This is a genomic window from Sedimentibacter sp. MB31-C6, assembly GCF_035934735.1.
Classification (GTDB): domain Bacteria; phylum Bacillota; class Clostridia; order Tissierellales; family Sedimentibacteraceae; genus Sedimentibacter.
In genome coordinates this window covers 2,324,603-2,348,943 of the sequence record NZ_CP142396.1, presented here as the reverse complement: position 1 = coordinate 2,348,943, position 24,341 = coordinate 2,324,603, and the positions used below count along the sequence as shown (strand labels likewise).

Annotated in this window: 25 protein-coding genes and 1 pseudogene; 2 read left to right on the top strand and 24 right to left on the bottom strand. The window is 31.5% G+C overall.

Going from position 1 to position 24,341, the window contains the following annotated elements:
- Positions 1–187: 187 nt before the first annotated feature.
- From ortB to U8307_RS11040, 14 genes and pseudogenes are all read right to left on the bottom strand, one after another.
- Positions 188–1,588 carry a 2-amino-4-oxopentanoate thiolase subunit OrtB gene (gene ortB, locus U8307_RS11105; RefSeq protein WP_326907883.1) on the bottom strand — a complete coding sequence of 467 codons (1,401 nt, stop codon included), beginning with the start codon at positions 1,586–1,588 and terminating at the stop codon, positions 188–190.
- Positions 1,581–1,886 carry a 2-amino-4-oxopentanoate thiolase subunit OrtA gene (gene ortA, locus U8307_RS11100; RefSeq protein WP_326907881.1) on the bottom strand — a complete coding sequence of 102 codons (306 nt, stop codon included), beginning with the start codon at positions 1,884–1,886 and terminating at the stop codon, positions 1,581–1,583. The genes ortB and ortA overlap by 8 nt, the downstream gene beginning before the upstream one ends.
- A gap of 71 nt (positions 1,887–1,957) precedes the next feature.
- Entirely contained in the window at positions 1,958–3,397 is a 1,440-nt protein-coding gene (locus U8307_RS11095) for a Na+/H+ antiporter NhaC family protein (RefSeq protein WP_326907879.1), read from the bottom strand.
- Positions 3,398–3,562: 165 nt separating this feature from the next.
- On the bottom strand, positions 3,563–4,933 hold the full coding sequence (locus U8307_RS11090; protein ID WP_326907878.1) for a sigma-54-dependent transcriptional regulator: 1,371 nt from the start codon (positions 4,931–4,933) through the stop codon (positions 3,563–3,565).
- Positions 4,933–6,900 carry a transporter substrate-binding domain-containing protein gene (locus U8307_RS11085; RefSeq protein ID WP_326907876.1) on the bottom strand — a complete coding sequence of 656 codons (1,968 nt, stop codon included), beginning with the start codon at positions 6,898–6,900 and terminating at the stop codon, positions 4,933–4,935. Before U8307_RS11085 ends, U8307_RS11090 begins: the two co-directional genes overlap by 1 nt.
- A gap of 507 nt (positions 6,901–7,407) precedes the next feature.
- Complete coding sequence (locus U8307_RS11080) at positions 7,408–7,668, bottom strand: PBECR3 domain-containing polyvalent protein (protein ID WP_326907874.1); 261 nt, start codon at positions 7,666–7,668, stop codon at positions 7,408–7,410.
- 101 nt (positions 7,669–7,769) lie between these two features.
- Positions 7,770–7,952 (bottom strand): annotated as a pseudogene (locus tag U8307_RS11075) (sigma 54-interacting transcriptional regulator); the annotation flags it as partial.
- Between the two features lie 48 nt (positions 7,953–8,000).
- Positions 8,001–8,471: an HAD family hydrolase gene (locus tag U8307_RS11070; RefSeq protein ID WP_326907872.1), complete on the bottom strand. Its 471-nt coding sequence runs from the start codon at positions 8,469–8,471 to the stop codon at positions 8,001–8,003.
- A gap of 12 nt (positions 8,472–8,483) precedes the next feature.
- Positions 8,484–9,227 carry a phosphate ABC transporter ATP-binding protein gene (locus tag U8307_RS11065; RefSeq protein WP_326907870.1) on the bottom strand — a complete coding sequence of 248 codons (744 nt, stop codon included), beginning with the start codon at positions 9,225–9,227 and terminating at the stop codon, positions 8,484–8,486.
- Positions 9,228–10,052, bottom strand: a complete 825-nt coding sequence (locus U8307_RS11060; RefSeq protein ID WP_326907868.1) for a PstA family ABC transporter permease — start codon at positions 10,050–10,052, stop codon at positions 9,228–9,230.
- Positions 10,049–10,921: a phosphate ABC transporter permease subunit PstC gene (gene pstC, locus U8307_RS11055; protein WP_326907866.1), complete on the bottom strand. Its 873-nt coding sequence runs from the start codon at positions 10,919–10,921 to the stop codon at positions 10,049–10,051. The genes U8307_RS11060 and pstC overlap by 4 nt, the downstream gene beginning before the upstream one ends.
- A 49-nt stretch (positions 10,922–10,970) precedes the next feature.
- The gene (locus U8307_RS11050; protein ID WP_326907865.1) at positions 10,971–11,885 is read right to left on the bottom strand and encodes a phosphate ABC transporter substrate-binding protein; all 915 of its coding nucleotides are present in this window, start codon (positions 11,883–11,885) and stop codon (positions 10,971–10,973) included.
- Positions 11,886–12,117: 232 nt separating this feature from the next.
- Complete coding sequence (locus tag U8307_RS11045; RefSeq protein WP_326907863.1) at positions 12,118–12,666, bottom strand: DUF2284 domain-containing protein; 549 nt, start codon at positions 12,664–12,666, stop codon at positions 12,118–12,120.
- Positions 12,667–12,803: 137 nt separating this feature from the next.
- Positions 12,804–13,268, bottom strand: a complete 465-nt coding sequence (locus U8307_RS11040; protein ID WP_326907861.1) for a GGDEF domain-containing protein — start codon at positions 13,266–13,268, stop codon at positions 12,804–12,806.
- 318 nt (positions 13,269–13,586) lie between these two features.
- Between U8307_RS11040 and U8307_RS11035 the strand changes: the two genes are divergently transcribed.
- Positions 13,587–14,285, top strand: a complete 699-nt coding sequence (locus U8307_RS11035) for an N-acetylmuramoyl-L-alanine amidase family protein (protein ID WP_326907859.1) — start codon at positions 13,587–13,589, stop codon at positions 14,283–14,285.
- A gap of 179 nt (positions 14,286–14,464) precedes the next feature.
- Here the strand turns inward: U8307_RS11035 and U8307_RS11030 are convergent, their stop codons facing one another.
- From U8307_RS11030 to U8307_RS10990, 9 genes are all read right to left on the bottom strand, one after another.
- Positions 14,465–14,713 carry a hypothetical protein gene (locus U8307_RS11030; RefSeq protein ID WP_326907857.1) on the bottom strand — a complete coding sequence of 83 codons (249 nt, stop codon included), beginning with the start codon at positions 14,711–14,713 and terminating at the stop codon, positions 14,465–14,467.
- 46 nt (positions 14,714–14,759) lie between these two features.
- Complete coding sequence (glpK, locus tag U8307_RS11025; RefSeq protein ID WP_326907855.1) at positions 14,760–16,244, bottom strand: glycerol kinase GlpK; 1,485 nt, start codon at positions 16,242–16,244, stop codon at positions 14,760–14,762.
- A 420-nt stretch (positions 16,245–16,664) separates the two neighbouring features.
- Entirely contained in the window at positions 16,665–16,985 is a 321-nt protein-coding gene (locus U8307_RS11020) for a type II toxin-antitoxin system antitoxin SocA domain-containing protein (protein WP_326907853.1), read from the bottom strand.
- Positions 16,966–17,187, bottom strand: a complete 222-nt coding sequence (locus U8307_RS11015; protein WP_326907851.1) for a hypothetical protein — start codon at positions 17,185–17,187, stop codon at positions 16,966–16,968. Before U8307_RS11015 ends, U8307_RS11020 begins: the two co-directional genes overlap by 20 nt.
- 293 nt (positions 17,188–17,480) lie before the next feature.
- The gene (locus U8307_RS11010; RefSeq protein ID WP_326907849.1) at positions 17,481–17,780 is read right to left on the bottom strand and encodes an AtuA-related protein; all 300 of its coding nucleotides are present in this window, start codon (positions 17,778–17,780) and stop codon (positions 17,481–17,483) included.
- Positions 17,780–19,120, bottom strand: a complete 1,341-nt coding sequence (locus U8307_RS11005; protein ID WP_326907847.1) for an acyclic terpene utilization AtuA family protein — start codon at positions 19,118–19,120, stop codon at positions 17,780–17,782. The genes U8307_RS11010 and U8307_RS11005 overlap by 1 nt, the downstream gene beginning before the upstream one ends.
- 16 nt (positions 19,121–19,136) lie before the next feature.
- A complete protein-coding gene (locus U8307_RS11000; RefSeq protein WP_326907845.1) occupies positions 19,137–20,435 on the bottom strand; it encodes a CitMHS family transporter in 1,299 nt (432 codons plus the stop codon).
- Positions 20,436–20,742: 307 nt separating this feature from the next.
- Positions 20,743–22,074 (bottom strand): sigma-54 interaction domain-containing protein, encoded by a 1,332-nt coding sequence (locus U8307_RS10995; protein ID WP_326907843.1) that lies wholly within the window; start codon positions 22,072–22,074, stop codon positions 20,743–20,745.
- Between the two features lie 256 nt (positions 22,075–22,330).
- The gene (locus U8307_RS10990) at positions 22,331–22,858 is read right to left on the bottom strand and encodes an SLOG family protein (RefSeq protein WP_326907841.1); all 528 of its coding nucleotides are present in this window, start codon (positions 22,856–22,858) and stop codon (positions 22,331–22,333) included.
- A 305-nt stretch (positions 22,859–23,163) separates the two neighbouring features.
- Between U8307_RS10990 and U8307_RS10985 the strand changes: the two genes are divergently transcribed.
- Positions 23,164–23,529 (top strand): helix-turn-helix domain-containing protein, encoded by a 366-nt coding sequence (locus tag U8307_RS10985; protein ID WP_326907840.1) that lies wholly within the window; start codon positions 23,164–23,166, stop codon positions 23,527–23,529.
- Between the two features lie 201 nt (positions 23,530–23,730).
- On the opposite strand, the gene U8307_RS10980 is transcribed toward U8307_RS10985, so the two are convergent.
- Positions 23,731–24,060: a hypothetical protein gene (locus U8307_RS10980; protein WP_326907839.1), complete on the bottom strand. Its 330-nt coding sequence runs from the start codon at positions 24,058–24,060 to the stop codon at positions 23,731–23,733.
- Between the last annotated feature and the right edge of the window lie 281 nt (positions 24,061–24,341).

Here is a 24,341-nt window from a genome sequence, read left to right as displayed (position 1 = left end):
TAGAACTATCGTTTTCATATTTAAAGCTTACAACATTTATCAACACGTCAACGAGCACAGATTTTCTTGTCGTAAAATCATCATTTTGCATAGTGACTGCACTGCAGCCGCACTGCAGGCCTCCAAATGCGTACCCTACAATATAAAAAATAATAGGTGTATTTTTCATACGCCTATTATTTTTGTTTTACAAAGATGCTATTGTATTTTTCACAAATTCTACATCAGAATTTGTTTCTATTGCAAGAAATTCTATATCTGCTTCTGTAGGTGTTACGTCATAATTAGATAATGCATTCTTAATCAATGATTTTCTCATACGAATTACATCTGCATCATTTGCTTTTATCTTCGAAGGATGTGATGGGAAAATAATATTTTTTCCTGGAACTTCATCCTTTGGTTCACCAAATTTAATTTCAATTCCGTTATCTCTTGCAAATGAAAGCTGAGGTTGAATGTGCTTGCCTGCTCCGGTATATTCAGTTTCCTGAACAACTATCATCTTATCTTGATCTAATTCCTGTGCCAATGAAAATGCAGCTGTAAGAGCGGTATTTCCTGCTGGACCTTTTTCCAATCCTTCAAGAGCCGCTAAAGCTTCTGTAATATAGAACACTTCTCCCTGATGAACTGTTAAGTATCTTTCAATATATCTTAATGGTCTAGCAGCTGAACGAGGAACATCAGACCTGTCTGGCCATGTTGAAAAAGGCATTCCAAATCCAGTGTGACCTGTGGTAAATGACTTTTTATTAAACTGTGCATCAGATGCCATATGAAGTCCTGATAAATCAACACTTGCTGCAACAATTTTAGATTGAGCACCTGCTTTTTTAAGTCCTCTTGCAGTTCCTGTAAGATTTCCTCCTCCAGCATTTGTAGCTACTACAACGTCAGGATCCTTGCCATGTTTTTCTCTGAATTGCGTTGCAATTTCATATCCTAATGTTTCAATACCTGCAATTGCAAATGGAGTATAAAGTGATGCGTTAAAATATCCTGTTTCCTCCAATATTGCAAGGAATGTGTAGAACAATTCAGGACCAACTGTCAGTTGCACGACTTCAGCCCCTAAAGCTTCACACTTTCTTGCTTTTTCAATAATTTCTGGCTGACCAACTCCCCTTGAGTCATAACACTCCTGAACAACTATACATTTTAATCCATACATAGCTGCCTGTGATGCAACTGCTGCACCGTAGTTACCACTTGTAGCTGTAACAACACCTTTATATCCAAGCTTTTTAGCTTGATACACCGCTGTTGACGCTCTTCTTGCTTTAAAACTACCTGAAGCATTGGAAGCTTCATCTTTTATGAATATTCTTGCACCTTTTCCTTCAGGAGCAAGTTTTCTTGCTAAAGCAGTTAAATTTCTAAGCTCTATAATAGGAGTATTTCCAACTCCGTGCTCAGACTGAATTTTTTGAATTTCTTTAATAGTAAATCCTGCTTCCTTCATCATTCTTTCATAATCAAAAGCAATCGAACCACTTTCAAATACCGAAAAATCTAGTCCTGCTGCTTGTTTCATTATTTCTGGTCTTCTAGCCATTACACCAGCATAACTCATATCTTTACTCATTATCAGCACCTCCAAATAGAATTTCTTTTACTTGATCGCTGATCTTATTTAGTTCAGGAACAAATTTACCAAAATCATGTTTATAATATGGATTCACTTCCAATAAAGAACCTCTTTCAATTCGCTTAGTTCTTGTTAATACTGTTACTTCGTCGCCAATATTTGCATCTTCTTGTAAATATCCCTTAACCCACATTTCCAATGGAGCTTTTTTAGTATCATCTGGTACCTGAGGTGCTCTTTGTGATGGTTCTAAAACAACTCTGTGTATTAAAACCCATTCTCCTTTTTTAATCATGTTAAACACTTCCTTTATATAATTTATAAACAAGCATTTAAAAATTCTTTTTTAAAATACTCGTTATTGACTTACTCGGCTGTTTTTCTTGCTTTTTTTGATTTGCCTAAATTATCATTTTGACCAATACCTAATAATATCGATACAAACATTACTACAAGTATTGCATATGCATAAAATACAAATGGTGCAATATCAAGAGCTGCTAAAGGCGCTTTACTGTCAGCTGCAAATCCTAATGTGTAAATCATCGCAGGCGTCCAAGGAAGACTGTAAACAAATGTGTTAGATTGTGCATCCAACAAATTTGCAATTCTGTATGGACTTATGCCATGCTTTTCTCCTAATGGTTTTGCAAATGATGAACCTACTGCCAATATTGCCGGAGCATTTAATCCCATTAAACCTGAAAGTGAAATTACCATTCCTGAAATAGTTAACTCTGCGCCGATTCTTGTATTTGTAACCTTATTTAAAGCATTTAATAATTTAATGTCACCATGACCATTTCTCATAACTGAAATTGAGCCAAACAATAATAAAGCCAACACAATAACCTGTATCATACTACTTAATCCTGTTTGTATAATACCGCCTACTGTACGATCAAGTCCTGATCCTGATATTGTAAATAATGCAGGCTTTACAGCATCTACCACATCAATTTGTATAAAATCAAATAACCCTACAGATATTCCTGTAATAGCCCCTATTACCGAACCTACAATTGTCGCAATAATTATATCACCTGTTTTAACTGCAACCATAATTGTAAGAATAATAGGTATAAACATAAATAAGGTATTTGAATTATATTCAACTGCTTCTATAGACATTCCACTACTAGCTTTAGCAGATCCAAATATCAATATAAGAATAATTGTAATAACTCCAGCAGTAATTGCATACTTTAATCTTGAGCGAACAACTCCAGGTACATCAACTCCTTGCGATGTAGCAGAACAAATAGTTGTATCTGAAATTGGTGCTAAGTTATCACCAAATACTCCACCAGATATTATTGCACCTGCAACTAATGGCGGATACGCACCAAGAGTAACTGCTGCTGGATACAAAACGCCCATACCTGTTGCAATTGTACCAAAGCCTGTACCTGTTGCCGTAGCAAAAATCGCTGAAGCAATAAATGTTATCACTACGAAAGCTGTGCTTCCAACACCCATATTAGCAGCAACTCCTGCAATTCCTAATGCTAAACCAGAGTCCCTCAATATTCTTGAAAAAACACCTGCAAACAACCAACAAACTATAGGAATAATAGCCTCCTTGCTTGCCATACCTTCAATAATCGCATTTGAATAATCTTTCTTATTTTTTGCAAAGAAAAGTCCAACTACTATTGCCATAAATGCTGGTAACCACAATGCACCATCTGAGATTGACCCAAAATGGAATGTCGTTGTTATAATTAATACCAAAAATACCAGGAATGGTACAAAGGATATCCATTCACCACCATAAAACTCTAACTTTTTTTCTTTTAGTTCCATAAAATCCCTCCAATATTAATTTATTTAGTTCATATTAATATATAAGCAATTTCCTTGCCAAGTATTTAATATCTGCAAAGCTTGGATTTAGCCAAATTATAAAAATCTTGCTAGGAAATTAATTTCATATAGAAAATTATTTCCTAGCAAGATTTTTCCGAATCATTAATTTAAATATTTTTTTAAATTATATTGTGAAATTTTATTGAATAATTGTCTTCTGCTTATATCCATTACTTTAGCTGCGTGAGTAATATTATTATCACAACTTTTTAAAACCTTATTTATATAATCAATTTCAAAATTTCTTTTTGCGTCTTTATAAGTTATAATATTTTGATTTAATCCTTCACTATCTTCATTTGAATTAAATTTACTTCCACTACTAATTTCCCCTTTCAAAATATTCCCTGATGATAAAACAATCAACCTTTCGATAATATTTTTAAGTTCACGTATATTTCCAGGATAATCGTAATTCAATAATTGATTTTTTGTATTTTCTTCAATATCTAAAATTCCTTTACCCATTTCCTTATTAAAACTATCAATAAAAAAATAAATTAAATCTTCTATATCTTCTTTTCTTTTCCTTAATGGTGGTATTTCGATTTTTATAGTATTAATTCTGTAATATAAATCTTCTCTAAATTTTCCTTCTTCAGTTGCCTTTGACAAATCCTTATTTGTAGCAGAAACCAACCTAAAATCAACGTCTATCAATTTATTCGAACCAATTCTTTCTATCTGCTTGGTTTCTAATACTCTTAAAAGCTTTACCTGTGTACCCTCTTTTATATCTCCAATTTCATCTAAAAATACAGTGCCTCCGTTTGCTTCTTCTAAATGACCTACTCTAGTAGTTGTCGCACCAGTAAAAGATCCCTTTTCATGACCAAAAAGTTCTGATTCTATTAATTCAGATGAGTAATATTGACAGTTTATTGGTATAAAAGGCATATTTGCTCTATTGCTCATATCATGAATCATATGAGCAATAATTTCTTTACCCACGCCTGATTCACCTGTAATTAATACATTAGTATTGCTGTTTGCAACACGTCTTACCAATTCATATACATTTTTCATTTCTTTATTTTTGCTTGTATATAGAAATTTGCTTTTTTGATTGCGTTTATTTAATTCATTAATATTTTGCAGAGAAAATATCTTACGAACTTTTTCAATTTCTAAAATTAATTCTTCTGGATTATGGCTTTTAATGAAATAACCAAAAGCGCCAATTTTCATTGATTGTACTGCTGTATCAACACTTCCATATCCAGTAACCATAATCATTTCAATATTTTTATTATATCTTTCTTTAACGTCTCTCAAAAAATCTACTCCATTTATACCAGGCATCATTATATCGCTGATTATTAACGGATAAAATTCTTTTTCCATTAACTCATATGCCTCTTCAGCACTAGCAGCAGTATTAATCATATATCCTTTTTTAGTCAATAACATACGATATGTTTCTCTATAATCAGCATCATCATCTACTATTAAAATTTTAAATAATCTAGACATTAATCGTCCCTCCTCTCTAAAGGAATTTTTATGGTAAATTTAGCTTTTTCCCCTAATATACTTTGTACATCAATTTTTCCGTTTAATTTTTCAACCTCAGAATATACTATGAACAACCCTAAACCAGTACCCTTGCCTAACTCTTTTGTCGTGAAGAATGGATTATAGATATTATTAATGTCTTTATCACTAATTCCATATCCATTATCTTCACAAATTAATATTAAATTACCATCCTCTATATCAGTACTAATTTTAAGGATACCGTTATTCTCCATTGCATCTATAGAGTTTGAAATTAAATTTATTATAATATGTTCCATACTTTCAACATTTAACTTAAGTTCTTTTTTTATGTTAGTTTTAATTTCTACTTTTATATTGTTTTTATAAATTATATCATTGTGCATTTCTAATAATTTTTTAATCAATTCATTTATGTCTATATTTTGAATATCATTGCTAGATAACCTTGAAAAACTCAATATATTATCAATTATTTTACTTGCTCTTTCAACTGCATTGTCTATAAACTCTAAGGACTTATTGACTGCATCATCAATTTTATCATTAATTCTGATTAAGTAACTTTGAGTCCTGATTATACCTAATGGATTTCTTATTTCATGAGCCATCCCTGCAGCCAGTTGCCCTATCGCAACCATTTTATTAGTTTGTAGCATTTGATTTCCTTTGATTTTATCCAAAGTTATATTCTTTATCGTTATAAGTAATGTGTTATTAATTTCTTTTAACACTTGCAGGTTTATTTCATAAACTTCGTTCCCTACCGTGCTTTCTTTTTTTACTTTGTTGTTTCCTAAATTAACCTCTTTAATTATACATTCATTGCAATTATTGCAAAACATTCCAATATACTTATTACAATCTTCTCCTAAAATTTCATTAGTAGAAACACCTAAATAATCAGCTAAACTTTTATTTATTCTCAATACCTTTTTATCACTATCAACAACAAGCATATAATCAGAAATTTCATCAAATATAATTTGAAGTTCATCTCTACTGTTCTCTAATTCCTTTGTTCTCTTCTTTACCTTTTTTTGTAATGATAAATTATTTAATATTATAAATACAAATGTGCTACCTACTATTACAACTAATATAGCAATATTTCTAATAATTTCTCTTTCTATGTTGTTAACGGTTAAAGGTGTTGATATACCAAACCATTTTTGCTGAATTTTCTCTATCTGCCCTTTAGTTTTTATACTATTTATTGCCTTGTTTAATATCGGCACCAACTCCGGCTTATCTTTTGGTACACCTAAAACAACCTCTTCCTGATATAAAACAATATTCGAATATTCTGGATTTTGATTCTCATTCCTTTTATTCAATAAATAAGTTATAATAGGTTCATCTCCAATAACAGCATCTACCTTTCCATTTAAGAAAAGAACTAATCCCTCTTCAACATTATTAGTATAAACTAATTCAACATTAGGATAATTTTCCATCAGATAATTATTGGCATAATCGCCTTTTTCTGTAGCTACTCTCATATTATTAATTTGATTAACATTAAAGCTTTCAGATGATCTGGTCAATAAAACCGTTCTTAAATTATAAATTGAATCTGTAAATAAGTAGAATTGACTTCTTTCAGCATTAATAAATATATCACATATTTGTGTCTTACCTTCTTTTAAAGATAGTAAAGCTTCATCCCATTTCATTGGAATGGTCTGAATTTCATATCCCAGTTCTAAGGACAATTGATTAATTAAGTCAACTACCACTCCCTTATATTGATTGTCTATTTGATCAACAAAACGTAGAGGCGGTGCCTTTTCATTAGCAGCATAAATAATTGCACTTTGACTTTTAAGCCACTGTCTTTCCTCTGTAGTTAATTGGTTTTTATTATTATCATTGTTAATATAAATTAACGAAACAATAACTAATATAATAAAACCAACTATTATGTATTTCTTTTTATTCATTTAAATTTTACTCCTATTTCTATAACGAATTTCCTCTACACAACAAACTACTTGTATAAAACATTTTATTTATTTGGCATTCCTAGGATATCCTTCCCCTCAAGCTGCTAAGTTACTGTTTTTACATAGGCGTATGAAAAATACACCTATTATTTATTAAATTGTAGGGGACGCATTGCATGCGTACCGCGGGTGGTAATAAAAGTGTAAGAAAGGAGCATCCACAAATTAATGCGAATACTCCACTTAAACAATTATGGAATTATTGGATGGGCGGTGTATCCATCATCTCAGGTACTCGTTAGAGTGTGTCGGGAACCATTTCCGACCTCAATAATTCTAATATAATTATATGTACTTTCACAATAATGATACCTTAAAATAATAAAATTGTCAACTCTGCTTTTTTAAAAATAAATTTTGTAGTATAATAATTTGCCATTTTATAATACGCGCTTTATATATTGTGCTAATTCACAATCTTTCGTGCATTTTTTACGAACCTGATTAATGATTGAATTCTACAATCCTTCCACTATATAACCTACGGGATATTTTTGATTTTTGTATATCGTATATTGTTGATATATAAAAATAATTTTCTTCCATATCTAATTTAATACCTAAAAGAATAATGTCATCATACCTTTTAATAATTTCTATGCTATTTACTTCATTAGGGCTAATACCAATATAATCTGGTTCTTCTAATATGTCTGATATGATATCTATATATTTTAAACATTTAAAATGCTTCCTTTTTATCAAATGTTTATACAACCCTTTAGATTGAAATTTTTTCTATAGGTAAATTAATACCTAATTTTCTATTAAATTGTTCTTTATAAATACCAACTTGTCATTCATTGAATTGTTTTTATACTTCCTAATCTTTCTACTTCATTTTCTTGAAGTACGCGAAGAAGTTTTGTTTGAAGATACATAGGCATATCGCCGATTTCATTACCAATTGCTTCTTCTTGTTTTATACCTAAAAATTTTGCATATATATTGTTCATATAAACAACGATACCACTCGAATCAACAACGATAAATCCTCTATATTTATATTAAGCTTATGTCTTTCTTTTCCCTTTGGCTTATGCCCTTAATGTAGCAATCAATGCTTTAGGATTCAATAATAAATTAATTCCATCGTCTATTGACTTAACCATTACATCAGATTCTTTCAATATAGAACTGCATGTTCCTTCCTTTTCAAGAACTGCAACTGAAAGAGCTGCAATTTCAAACATTTTAATATCATTATATCCGTTACCGAAACATATTGTTTTATCTTTTCCTAATTCATTGACTATTTTCGCTTTATAATCAGCTACCTTATCATTTGGAAAAGTTTTAAGGTTTAAATTAAGGCCTTGGCATTCCATTGCTGCAGAGCCATATGTGTCAGCAGTAAGCACATATACATTTGCCATATTGCATAAGATGGATATTTTTTCTTTTATGGATGGTTCAATTTTACCGTTTACAGCAATAGTTCCGTTAAAGTCGAAAACTATATTTTCTATAAAGCAATCACATCTCCCTGGTATATTTATATTTATCACAAAAACAACCTCCTAATTTTTCATATACATTATATATTCTTTTGTACGCGAATCCATAGGATAATTGAATATTTCATCAGGTGTTCCCGTTTCCACGATAGTTCCGTCTTCCATATAAATTACATAGTCTGCAATTCGTTTAGCCTGTGCCAAATTATGAGTAACAATAATTATTGAATATTCCTTTTTTATATCTAAAAGCATTTTTTCAATATTAGCAGTATTTTTAATGTCCAATGCTGAACATGGCTCATCCAACAAAATTACTTCAGGATTTACAGTAAGGCACCTTGCAATTACTAAGCGTTGCTGTTGTCCTCCGGAAAGCTTTGAAGCCTGCATATTTAAATCACCCTTGACTTCTTCGTATAGCCCTGCTTTTCTTAAGTATTTAACTGCAATTTCCTGTAATTTTTCCTTGTTCTTTTCGCCATAATAAATTGGTGCATAAGTCAAATTTTTATATATTGAAAATGGAAATACTACTGGTGTCTGAAAAACCATTCCAATTTTATTTCTTAAATTATGAACCGGTATGTCCATTATATTTACATTGTTTAAATAAATATTTCCTTCTGCACTTCCACCGTATTCTTCGATTGTTCTGTTTAGTGTTTTTAGAAATGTTGATTTGCCGCAGCCAGAAGGACCTATAATTGCAGTTATTTTATTTTTCTCAAAGTCGATATTTAAATTTTTCAATACGCTTTTATTTCCATAATTTACACTTAAATTTTCTGTTTTTAAAATATTCATTTACATATCCTCATAGCTGCCGATAAAATGGCAAATCATATTTATTAATAATACTATAACAATTAGCATAAAAGCAGTTCCATAGGCCATTTCAAGAGACAATCCCTCATTTACCAAAATATATAAATGGTATGGTAGTGCCATAAATGGGTCTGTAAGCTTACCGGGGACACCTGACATTATCACAGCTCCTGTAAACATTATCGGTGCAGTTGCTCCCATGGCGAATACTATTCCAAGGCCAAGTGAAGTCATTATATATTTGAATGCACTTGGAATTACTAATTTTACTATTGTATAACCCTTGGGGATTCCTAAGCTTAATGAACAAATAAACTGGTCTTTTGATGTTTCCTCCAATGCTTTTTTCATTCGAATTGCAATAAAGGGAATAATCATAATCGTCAAAGTTATGGATGCGCTTAGAAGGCTTTTACTAACACCAAGTCCTACTATTAATAGTGTATATCCAAAAAGTCCGATAACAACAGATGGTATTCCCGCCAAGCATTGAAGTGCCAACATTATATATTTTCTTATTTTTTCATTTTCACAATAAAAGGTTAAATAAACAGCGGTACATAATCCCAAAGTTCCCCCAAACAATCCTGATATTAATCCGGACATAAGAGAGCCTATAATTGCCGGAAATATTCCACCTTCTGTGCCAAGGGGTATACCTTTTGGAGAGCCAAGGATGAATTCAGGTGTAACTACTCCAATACCTTTATACAAAAGATACAAAAATAACCCAAAAGTAGACGATATAATTATTATTCCTGAAAAAATAACCCATAATTTAAAAAATAAATCTTTTAATTTCACTTTGAATGCCTCGTTCCTGTCTTATTAATCATATATGCAATTAACTGAATAATCAATATTATAATTATTAAAATAAGTCCTGCTGCATAAAGGGATGAATAATGAATACTTTTGTAGGTTGCTGTCCCCATTTCAAGAGCTATAAGTGATGGAATGGTTTCAGCCCTTCCAAAAAGCTTAGGGAATATTGGGGAATTACCGGTGACCATCATTACTGCCATTGTTTCGCCTATTGCCCTGCCAAATGCCAGAAGCATATTAACAAATATTGAATTTACAGCAAATGGAAGCATTATTTTTCTCATTGTATACCATTTTGATACTCCTAATGATTGTGAAGCAGCATAATATACTTTCTTACCCTTAATAAATGTTTCTGTGCATCCGGTAACTATATACGGAAAAAGCATTACTGATAAAAGTATCCCTCCTGCTAATACACTTTCACCTGTTACCATATTTAGATTTTTTTCTAAAAACTTAACAAGTATTACTAATCCTAAAAACCCGAAAATTACTGAAGGAATGCCAGCTATCATGTCAATAAATGATAATATTACTTTTGAATATTTTTTATTTGAATTAAAACTTAAAAACAGAGCACAGCCTATGCTTAAAGGAGTCGCAATTAAAATAGCCAAAAAAGAAATATATAGGGTTGCTAATATCATTGGGAGAAAAGAATAATTAGGCTTAGAGCTTAAAGGACTCCAGCTGTACCCCAAAATATATTCGCGAAAATTTACCTCCTTGAAGAAGGGAAGACTTTCTTTTAGTATATAAAAAAATACCAACAGAACCAACAAACTTGATAATATAGCTCCAATGGTTATTGTTATGCGAAATATATTTTCTCTATAATCTTTCATAATGACTCCTTAAAACTATAACTCCCGCATAAAGCGGGAGTTATAGTAATTATTTTGCCGGCACAAAGCCCATTGATTCTACTACTTCCATTCCTTCATCACTCATTACATAGTCCATGAATGCTTGCTGTTGTACAGTTAACTCACCGTTTATAATAGCCATTAATGGTCTTTGAATTATGTATGAACCGTTTATGATGTTTTCTTGTGTTGCTTCTACTCCGTCTACTTTTATTGTAGATACTTTTCCTGCATTTTGGTTAACAACACCAAAAGATGCATATCCTATGGCATATTCATTTTCAATTATCTTTGTAACCAATGCTCCCATAGATGGTGCTTGTATAGCATCAGCCTTAACATCAACATCACCCATTATTTTTGACTGGAATACTTCATGAGCTCCTCCACCTATATCTCTTGTCACTACGATAATTTCTTTGTCAGGAAGTGAGGAGTCTATGTCTTTCCAAGTTTTATATTCACCAGAGAATATTTTTACTATTTCGTCTTTTGTTAAATCATCCTTGATTATTAAAATAGGATTATTAGGGTTAACTCCCAATGTTAAAGCGTCAATACCAACCTTGAATTCCTGAAGTTCAGGAAGCTGTTCTTTTTCTGAATCCTTAACAGTTCTTGCAACCATACCAAAATCACTCGTTTTATCTATAACAGATTTAACACCTTGTCCTGAACCTCCTGCTGATACATATATAGCGATATTCTTTTCAGGGAATGATGCATCAACCTTGTCCCACGTTACAAAACCTTCAATAAAGTTAGTGGAAATTGAAGCCATAACAGGAGCTAAAGTTGATGAACCGTTAAATAATATCTGTGAATTAAATTCATCGCTAGATTCTAAAACTTCAGGGGTTTCTTGTGGTTTTTCAGCTGTGCATCCAACAGCGATTACAAGCATAAGTACTAATATAATACTGATAAAACTATACTTTTTCATAAAATACCTCATTGTTATTATTTTTACTTCATCAGTGATTATATCATAGTTAAATTATAAAGAATAATAAAACAATTTCATTGAAATTAAGGGATTTATGAAAATAAGTTATATCAAATCACAAAAAAAATAGTAACAAACCATCCACCAGCGGTACGCATACAATGCGTCCCCTACATTAAGAAATATTATCTCATTTTTTGAAATAGCATTTCTATAGGTTCAATTTATCCTATGTGGTCATAAACCCACTAGCCATTGTTAAGTATTCTGGAAGAGTCTCAGATGACCATTTAAGTTCTATACCTAATATTTCACTAGTTATTTTCGCTACATCAAAACCTAAAGATTCTAAAGAATACCTAATTAAACTTTCGTTGATACATTTTCTATTATTAACCCTTGTACACTTTTCACAAATAGAACAATTACCTGCATTTATAGCCTTACTACCTGGGTATTTGCTTTCTAATAATAATAGTTTATCAAAAATCTTTTTTCTTTCTTTTAAAATTGTTCCAATTGAAAACTTTTTAATATTTTCTATTGTATTAACTTCTTCTATAGTAGTTTTATCAAAAATAATCTGTGTTCCTATAATATGAATGTATTCAAATTGTCTGACATATTGTTCAGTATCAAAATCATAAGGTGGACAAGACCAAATTTTATTGTACTTTTCACATTGTTTACAAAAATTTTCTATTTTCTCTTTATCATAATAATTCTTTATTAGTTCATCAGTTTTTATACTTTTATGAGTTGTTTTTATTGTATACATTTATTTTCCTTTTTTAATCTATAATATCCTTTTTCTTTCATAATAACAATAATAAAAAAAATTGCAATTTAATCAAAGCCTCTTTTCATCATAATCCGTCCTCCATAGTTGATAGAACAGTAAAATGAACTCTAGTTTTATATAACTTGATTTTTTCCATTATGTTTCGCTTTATACAAATTTTTATCAGCTTCGTGAATAAAGTCCTTCAAATTTTCTCCTTCATACTGCTTTACTCCACCACTTATTGTTATGGTTATTCCTTCATTAAAAATGTGTTTTTCAACAGCTTTTCTGATTCGTTCAGCAATAATTGATGCTGTCACAAGATTAGCCTCTTTAAAAATAACCATAAACTCTTCTCCACCATATCTTCCAACTAAATCTGTATCCCTTATACTTTTATTTATGAGAGCTGCAACATCAACAAGTACCTGATCCCCGTATACGTGCCCTTTTCTATCATTTACTTTTTTGAAATCGTCAATGTCAAACATTGCAATAGATAATGGAATCTTTGTCCTATTATAATCAGCTATCTCTGCTTTCAAGCTTTCTATCAATGTTCTAAGCTGTTCTCTCGAAAAGTTTGTGTAGTCCATTATTTAATTCTCCTAACTTTCTTCGTTTATAAGACACGGGGACGTTTCCCCTTTGCATCCTAGCTTGTCTTGACACAACAGCACATCACATAATCATATTTGCAGACTTACCATTTGTCAATATCTATAATTAGCTAAGTTCTAAGTTAATTATAATTGACTGTACCAACCGCGGTACGCATACAATGCGTACCCTACATTTAAAAGACTTTATAGTAATTTAGAGACAAACTTAGAAATTTACATATACTATAAAGATAACTTATTATTTATTAAAATATTAATATAACAACAACAACAATAATAGAGGGTGTAACAATGATTAAAGTAATGATAGACCCTGGACATGCGCCAGGTAATGCTAATAAAGGTCCAACTGGATATTATGAATATCAAGGAGTATGGAAGATATCAACTTATCTAAAGGAAATCCTACAGGCAAAAGGCATGCAGGCAGATTTCAGTCGTACTTGGGATGAAAATCCAGAACCTTTCGCTAGAGGACAAAAAGCAAAGGGATATAACTTATTTATCAGTGAGCATACTAATGCTTACAATGGTACTGTCAGGGGCGTAGAAGTATATTATGATTATAACAAGCCACAAGACGATGAATTTGCAAACAAATTAGCTTCTAGTGTTGCATCAGTAATGGGAAATACTAATCGAGGCGCAAAGACGAGAGTTTACACAGAAAGCGGAATAATTTATAACTATTATGGTGTAATTCGTGGTGCTGCAGCTACAGACTGTAAGCATATACTTTTAGTCGAAAATGGATTCCATGACAATGAACAAGACGAAGCATTCCTAAAAATCAATGAGAATTTAAGGATAATTGCTCAAACTCAAGCTAAGGTAATTTATGAATATTTGAATATGGAAAATCTAACAGTACAAGAAGCAGAAAAGATTATCCAATCTAAAACTGGAATTGATGATAATACAATGCAATACTTAAAATTTTACAAATTCAATGAATCATTGCTACTAAAATTGGCAAAGGCCATGAAATAAAAAATGCAAATACCACTATGAAAAAGCTATCTCATTTTTTTGAGATAGCATTTCTATAGGTTAAATTTGGTAATTCCTTATAACACGTTTGATACATTTGTCATATAAATTACTAAATTTAAAGATAACTCAATAACCTTAACTTTGCTACTATGAACGAGCAAACGGTCGAATGACAATTAGGCGTTCGCTACATAAATTGTATTTCTACCAGCGCCAACCTTTATCAAAACTCCATTATCTACCATATCCCTTGAAATTTGAACAGTTTGAGTTTTTTTCAAAGATAAAATATTCTCTGCTTTCTTTCTGGTTATTCGTCCGGCAGATTTAACATATTTCATTATTTTAAGTTCATTTTCGTTCAGATTATTCCCAAATTTAATAAGCAGTTCTGAAGAATTAGTTTTGTGATTTATTTTAGGCAATATTACCTTTATTAAAAATTGCTTTAGTTTCTATAACTTCAGGACTTTAAAACTCGATTTTTGTCGTACCAACTGCCTTCTTCCAGCCACTGTACAATTTATTTCTCTCATCATCACTCATTTCCGGTTTGAACTTTTTATTCATATTCCAGTTTTGAATAACTTCCCCTTTTGATTTCCAGAACCCCACAGCAAGACCTGCAAGATATGCAGCACCAAGAGCAGTAGTCTCAGTTATATCAGGCCTTTCAATATTTACATTTAATATATCTGACTGAAACTGCATCAGAAAATTATTTGCCGATGCCCCTCCATCTACTTTTAAAACTGTTAAATTGATTCCTGAATCATCAATCATTGCATCAATAATATCCTTTGTCTGATAGGCAATGGATTCAAGAGTTGCCCTTATTATATGATTTCTGCCTGCTCCTCTTGTTAAGCCAACTATTGCTCCTCTGGCATACATATCCCAATAAGGAGCACCAAGTCCAGTAAATGCAGGAACCACATAAACTCCTTTTGTGTCACTGACTTTGTTTGCAAAATATTCCGAATCAGCAGAATCGTGTATAATTTTAAGTTCATCTCTCAGCCATTGTATTGCTGCTCCTGCTACAAATATAGAGCCTTCCAAAGCATATTCAACCTTACCGTTTAAACCCCAGGCTATCGTGGTAATAAGCCCCTTGTGAGATTTTACTATTTTCTCTCCTGTGTTCATAAGCATGAAGCATCCTGTACCGTATGTATTCTTTACCATACCTTCCTGAAAACAAAGCTGTCCAAAGAGAGCAGCTTGCTGATCTCCGGCAATTCCTGATATAGGTATTTCTAAGCCGAATAACTCTTCTATAGTATTTCCATAAATTTGCGAAGACTGCCTTACTTCAGGTAAAATTTCATGAGGTATATTTAACAAATTAAGAATTTTTTCATCCCACTTAAGTGATTTAATGTTATAAATCATAGTCCTTGATGCATTTGAGTAATCAGTTATATGTTGATTTCCACCTGTAAGGTTCCAAATAAGCCAAGTATCTACCGTTCCAAATAAGATGTCACCACGCTTAGCTTTTTCCCTGACTCCTTTTACATTATCTAAAATCCACTTTATTTTAGTTGCCGAAAAGTAAGCATCAATAACCAACCCCGTATTTTCTTTAATATATGGCTCTAAGCCTGATTCTTTTAAATCATCGCAGATTTCTGAGGTCTGCCTACTTTGCCAAACTATTGCATTGTATACAGGTTCACCTGTATTTTTATCCCACAAAATTGTAGTTTCTCTTTGATTAGTAATGCCTATGCATGCAATTTCAGAAACATTAATATCTCTCATTGCTTCTTTTGCAGCATTTATCTGAGTTTCCCATATTTCCAAGGGATCATGCTCAACCCATCCGGGATTAGGGTATATTTGAGTGAATTCTTTTTGAGATATGTTAACAATTCTGCCGTTTCTATCAAAAAGTATGGCCCTTGAACTTGTAGTACCTTGATCTAACGCAAGAACATATTTCTTTTCCAAAGGTGTGTCCCCCTTTATTACATTCCTTATTCTTCAATTATATACTCACAATAAAAAATAATCAACTTGATTAAATCAAAAATAAGTTCAATACCTATCACGGAAACAGTTCATATTTGTATTTTTACTAAAAAAAGATTACATAAAATTATTCACACTGCTGCAAAAAATAGCACCACATGGGTGCTATTTGATTGTTTGTAAATCTATTGTTATTTTGCTGCGCTTTCTCCTGCTATTCTACCAGAAACGATGATTTCAGTAATTGCATTGCCGCCAAGACGGTTACCTGCAAATAAATCACCTGTAACTTCTCCAGCAGCATAAAAGCCTTCTATAATAACTCAAGTGACTGGCACCAATGCTTATTTCTACGTAAAATAGAAACCCTGGCTCACAATTTACCAGGGTAAAATTCTATTAATCAATATTTAACCTCTCTGCAAATGAAAAGGATATAAGGCAGTTACTGTCAGTACATCTATACGCTTCTTCTTCATGCATCTTATACACAATTTCATCTGAATTTAAGTTCCCAAGCTGCTGAATTACATCATCTAATGTTTCAACCTCAGACTGAGTTAATTCTTTAATCTCAAATCCTAGAGCTGTTTTAAATCTGTAGCCCACATTCTCTCCATACCAAACAGTGTCATACTTCACACCATCTAGTAATACTATCTGTTCATATCCTTCTGGCACTGCTCCCATAGGAAGAGCACTATATGCTAAGCCAGGCATCTTTCATAGCTAGACTATTTACCTTTATCATTTCTTCTGTTTCAAGATACTCATCTGCATTTGAACAATATTCGTAGGTAGCTATAAAAGATACTTCTTCATCCTTAAAAATCTCAGTTTCAATTACCTCTACTGTATCTACCTCATGCTCTTCCATGCAAATTAAGCATAATCTCTTTTTACTTTTTATTTTATTCATCATTTTCACCTCAACCTTACCTATATGGAAAGTCTGATTCTTTAAAGTCCATTTCTGCAAAATGAAATGACATTACAAAAAACATAATTATTACCACTAGCATGTGCAGCACTAGCTAATTCTACTCTTACCTTAATGTACACATCTTTCTCTTCAAATAGTTTTCCAAAAAAACCTTCATCCTTTATTTTCCATTATAATGCAAATCTCGACATATTACAATAAAAAAAGGGAATGGTCATAAATCCAGATTATAAAAGCCTCGCAATAAATATCTTGCAAGGCTTTTATGTGCTTTATATTTCTATATCCAACAAATATGAACTTAAACTTTTTCCGTGTTTATCTAATGCTAAAGACCTTGTTACTCCACCACCAAGGGCATCATACATAACAAAGTTAAGTGCTCCTAATTGCGGCAAATCATATCTTTTTACTTCACCTTTTACAATGTCTTTAAACCATTCCTTAACTACTTCAGGTGTTACTTTTTCTTTTATTAACTCATAATTTTTGATATCGTATACTATAAGAGATACATTAGAAATATTACCTTTATCCCCTGTTCTTGAATGAGCAATTTCCCATAATTTCATTATTGTACCTCCTTGTAAATCACTTTAGCTTCTACATCATTGCGGTTAACTAATATTGAAGCTACTGATACAATTTCATTTACTGTTTTAGTAGCTCCGCCACCGCCTGCAGGACCGTTTGTATACAATGTTTCAACTTCATTTCCGATTTGAACTGCATCATTTTTATTTTTTGTTCTTGCTGCAACTCTTAATCTTACTTCTTCAGGAGTGTTGTAATTTCTTTCGCTATTTTTGTAAATTGCATTAATTCCAATAAAATCAACTCTTAACTCATCATAATTTACATTTGTTAATTTAAGTCTTTTTTCAACTATTTCAGCAGCTAGCTTTGCTCTTTCCAAGCAACCGGGACCTGCATAGCTGATTTCGCCTTCACCTATATAACAATCCTTATAACCTAAGCTTACTTTTAATGTATCTGTTTTTTCTCTTCCTGTAGCACCTTTAACTTCTACTACATCCTTATATTTTTGTGTAAAAGTAACTTTTGAAAAATCTGCGATACAATCCGGTGTCAAATATGTTGATGGGTCGTGAATTTCATATATCATCTGTTCTGTTAATGTATCCTTATTTACAACTCCTCCAGAACCTTCAACCTTAGTCATTATAAATTCGCCGCCTTCGCTTACTTCGGCAATCGGGAAACCAAGCTCCCACAGTTTTTCAACATCTTTTTTGCCCGGTTCTGCATAATAACCACCGGTTGCCTGACCTCCGCATTCAAGCAAATGGCCTATTAGAGTTCCTTTTCCCAATAAATCATAATTATTCAAATCCCAACCAAATTCATAAACCAAAGGCGCCAAGAATAATGCCGGGTCAGAAACTCTTCCTGTAATTACTATATCAGCTCCATTTTTTAAAGCTTCTACTATTCCGTCAATTCCCATATAAACATTGGCAGATATAATACCATCTAATTCAGATAGGGGTTTTCCTGTTTCCCAAACTGTAGTATCTTTATACTTATCTAATTTATCAAGTACATCATCACCGTATACAGCTGCTACCTTTAATCCTTTAATTCCTTTTTCTTCTGCCATTTTACAAACTACATCAGCAGCACTTTGTGGATTGGCAGCTCCCATGTTTGTTATAACTTTTACTTTATGTTTATAGGCTAAAGGAAGAACTTTATCCATTCTGTGCTCCAATAATCCGTTATAACCTTTATTGGGATTTACTAACTTAGCTTTTTGTGCTATGGCAATTGTTCTTTCAGCCAAACACTCAAAGCTTATATAATCTATATTGCCTTTTTCTATAAGTTCCAATGCAGGTTCCAGTCTGTCTCCCGCATATCCTGCACCGCTTCCTATTCTAATTTTTTTCAATTACACTACCTCCTACTTAAAATGTGATTACTCCTATTACAATAGAAACTATTAACATTACAATAGTAATCCCAAATGCAAATGGAATTGTCTTTTTCTGATGTTCTCCTAAATCTACTCCAGCCAAACCTGTTAACAAGAATGTTGCTGCTGTTAATGGACTTACAGGGAATCCTGTAGTCATTTGACCTAAAATTGCAGCCCTACCAACCATTATAGGATCTACTCCAAATTGAGCTGCTGTACTTGTTAATACAGGCATTACTCCAAAGTAGAATGAGTCAGGATCAAACAACAAACTCATAGGCATTGCTAATACACCTGTAACTACAGGTAAAAACCTTCCCATAGATGTAGGTATCAATCCTACAATTACTTCTGACATTGCTGTAATCATACCTGTATCTTTCATTATTCCTGTAAATGCTCCTGCTGCAAATAAAACACTTGCCATCATTAAAGCTTCCTTAGCATGTGCATCAACACGTGCTCTTTGTTCTTTTACATTTGGATAATTTACAACTACTGCTATACCGAATGCAAACATAAATACTACCTGTGGTGGCAATAAATTTGAAATCATTGTTCCTATTGCAGCAATTATCAAAATAATATTTACTAAAAACAATTTAGGTCTTTGCAATTTTAATTTTTCTGGATCAACTTCTTGTTCTGTACTTCCTATACTAGCAAGTGCTATATTGCCGATTCTTGATTTTTCTCTTTTACCAATAAATCCTGCTATAACCAAAACCGTTATCAAACCTGCAACAACAGGCACTAATAAAGGGTTAAACAAATCTGTTACAGGAACATTTAAAGATGTTGCTGCTCGTAATGTAGGTCCTCCCCATGGTACAACGTTCATAGTACCTGCTGCCAAAGCAACTATAGTAGCCAATGAAGCTCTACTCATTCCTATAGCATCATATAAAGGTAAAACTGCAGGTATGGTTACTAAAAATGTAACCGCTCCTGAACCATCAAGGTGAACTGTCATAGCTAAAATCGCTGTACCAACTGCAATTTTTACAGGGTCATTTCCAACAGCCTTTATAATTTTCTTAATTATTGGATCAAATGTACCTGCATCACTTAAAACACCAAAGAATAATATTGCAAATATAAACATAACTCCTGTAGGTGCTATTGTTTTAATACCATTTGTAATAAATCCACCTACCTCAAATCCAAATCCGGCAATAAAAGCCATAACAGTAGGTACTGCTATAAGTGCTACCGTTGGTGTTAGTTTTTTTGCCATTACTGCAATTAGTAATAATACAACAGATAAAAATCCTAATGTTGCTAACATAAAACCCTCCTAAAATTTTAATATTATTTCTGCAATTATATTAATAGCAATTTGCATGCCAATTTGTTAAAATAAACTTATGTTGAGATTTCAACTGTTATTATTGACATAAATCCTACAAAATATTACATTTTATAATAATTTAGAATTTCCATCATAATTGATAGTTATTTATCAAACCAAAAGCACTTATTTCATAGCAAAATAAAAATTTCTAAAAAATTAGAAACAAAAATTGTTAATTCCAATTTTTTAGAAATTAGTTAATCGGGGAACAATCACTCAAAGTCCATCCCCGGAATTCTTATTATTTTAATTTATTGTACAAGGTAGCCAATGATATTCCAAGGCTATCGGCTGCCTTTCTTTTACCTTCAATACTGTCACCGTATAAATTAATCCTTTTTATAATTTCTTGTCTTTCTACTTCCCGTATTTTGTCGGATAATTTATAATCAGCAAATTCTTTTTTACTAGGCTGTATTCTAGCCGGTAAATGGTTATATTCTATAATATTATCTTCCATCATGTTTATTGCAAATTCAAGTGTATTTTTCAACTCTCTTATATTACCGGGCCAATCATAATTATATAACGCGGATTCTGCGTCCTTGCTAATCATAATATCTTTTTTTAAACTGTTTTTGTATGAGTATATTAAATCATATACAAAAGGAAAAATATCATTTTTTCTTTTCCTTAAAGGAGGGATTGTTACAGGAAATACAGAAATTCTATAAAATAAGTCATGTCTGAATTGTCCTTTGTTAACCATTTCTTCAAGATTTTTATTTGTTGCTGCAATTACTCTTACATCTATGGCGGTTTCTTTAACGCTTCCTACTCTTCTTATGGTACCTTCTTGAAGTGTTCTAAGTAACTTTGCTTGAACTTCATAATCCATTTCAGATATTTCGTCTAAAAATATGGTACCTTTATTAGCCGCCTCGAATAAACCCATTTTACCTTCACGCTTGGCTCCTGTAAATGAACCTTCCTCATAACCGAAAAGTTCGCTGACTAATAAGTTTCCTTGAAATGAAGCACAATTAACAGCTATAAACGGTCCGTCAACCCTGTCTGATTCATTATGTATGGCATTAGCATACAATTCCTTGCCTGTTCCACTTTCACCGTATATTAATACTGTTATATCCTTATTAGCTATTTTTTTTATTATATTTTTTACTTTTATTGAACTTTCATCTGTAGATATTATATCGTTAAGAGTATATTTGGCTTTTTGAATAGCACTGATTCTATTTTCAAGAGTTTTTACTTTTAATTTGTACTTATCTATATCCTGATATAACCTGTAAATATCATCTATGGTACTGACAACAGATATAGCTCCAACCAATCCTGAATCATCGAATATGGGAGACATGTTTACCGAATATTGAATTCCAAATTCTTCTCTTAAAGCACCAACAATTGGTTTTTTAGTGGATAATACATTTTGAAGTCTTGCTCCCGGTCTTACGTGTCTTAATTTATTGCCGACTATTTCATTATAAGGTACATTTGTGATTCTTGTATATGCAGGATTTACATATTTAACAATTTCATTTGTATCAATAATCAAAATTCCATCATAAAGATTATCAAAAATTGCTTTTATCCAATTATCAATTCTCATATTTACCCCTTTTGTTATCAGTTTAATATATTTTATCATTAACTCGAATTTTATTCAACGAGAAAACCATTCCTTAACCGCACAATAAAAAAAGAGACCTTGAAGTAACAAAATGTCACTCATGAATCTTTGCTACTAAAATTGGCAAAGGCCATGAAATAAAAATACTAATAACGCTATAAAAAATGCTATCTCATTTTTTGAGATAGCATTTCTATAGGTTAGATTTGGTAATTCCTTATAAGTTCATCAGTTTTTATTGAATAACACGTTTGATACATTTGTCATATAAATTTAAAACAAGAACTAATTGTTTTTTAGCATAATCTACAGTATATCTTGTTCCTCCATCACTTCCATTATAATAACAAATTAGCTTGCTGCTATTTTCTACCATATATCTGTTTCTTTCATGGTAACAACCAGATTTATATTGTTTATTAAGAGTAATTACTTCATCGCACTTAGATAATATATCATAATATTTATCTCTGTTATATTCATTCCACCTAGTAGCCTGCTCTTCAAAAGGTACTACAGCAATAAGTTTTATATTAATTGGATCTGCAGGTTTAAGTATTTGTTTTCGAATTAAAACCTGCTCTGCACAAATCAAATCAAAACCATAGCAACCTCCAAACATAAAAGTATTATAACCTTTAGCAATTGAGCAATCAATCTCTACAAACAACATATGACACAGTATGCCGAGTTCCTCTTTGCTATTAGGTAGTTTTTCTGTTCTATGTCCGCTGAAACATATAGTTTTGTTTTTATCTATCATAATAATTCCTCCTAGTAACCTAATCTTTATCTAAGTTTTGCTGTAATAGTTATTGAATTATTGTAATTTATTTGATAAAATGATTATATTAGGGACTTGTTGCAGCAAGTCCCTACGAGAAAGGTAAACATTTTTTAGTTTTAATATTCATATGGTGATGGTCTTTTACTTCTTCTAATTTTCCGCATTGTATGTGTTTATTTGTTTTTGCTTTTTATATAAGCCCTTTCTCATATTATGTCGTCACAATGGTAACTATATATTTATTATAGTCTCCGTTGTGGTAACTGTCAAGAGGTATTTTTATGTTTCCTAAAAAAATATTTTGTACTAGATTAAAAGAATTGCGACTTGAAAAAAATCTAACTTTAAAACAATTAGGTTCAATTTTTCATGTAACAAAGCAAACTATTAGCCGATGGGAAACTGGAGATAGAATACCTTCTATAGAAATAGTTTACATGTTATCTGAATATTTTAATGTATCAACTGATTATCTATTAGGAAAATCAGTTTCTAAAACAACTTATGAAATAAAAAATGATAATGTTCAACTAACAGTTAGTGAATCTGAGTTACTAAAAGAGTTTAGAACTTTAGATAAGTATGAACAAAACATCATTAAAGGAAAAATATCTGAAATGATTTATAATAAAAACAACAATCGATAAAGAACTCATCACTATTCAGCGATGAGTTCTGGTTTTTAAAAGTAGTAAAATTTTTCATAAGTCCCCTTACTGTACACCGGTAGACTCTTGTCAATCTTAGCATAAGCAATCAAACAACTCATTAGCTCAGGTGACAGGCACCAATGATATACCCTGACATTAATAAAAATGACAGGACTGTTATTCTTGAATATATTAATGTTAATTAGGTAAAATACCATACGCCTTTAAGCTTTCTATTAAACAGGCAGAACTAAATGAAGTAATAAAATTAAATAAATGTTTAGTTCTTTTATTATTATTTCCATTTCTAATTTCATCCAACGTGCTTTCTATTTCACTTACTATTTGAGATTTCAAATCATTAAATTCAGTAGTAGTCAATCTTTGAATTACATTACCAGAAACTTTTAAATCAATTGTATTTTCTGCATGTATACCACAATTATAACCTTGTATCTCATTATCTTCTACAGTGATTTTAGAGCCACCTTGAATATAAATCCCACAATTATTAGATTCATTTTCCATTTAATAATCTCCTTTTTATTAGTAAATAATTTCTTAACATTTTAATAATTCAAATAATAAAAGTTAAAACATATTTCTATATTACTACAATTATAACATACTTCATTATTTTATGGAAAAAATTCCTTAAATTTTTTACAATATTTTACAAGTTCTTGTAATCAAGATATAATTTTAACTTTTAACTTAATGACAGAGCCATACCTGATTCACATTAAATGTTCAAGCAACTGTGCACTTGAGCCTCACAACAATCTAGTATTTCTCATCCAAACTAGATA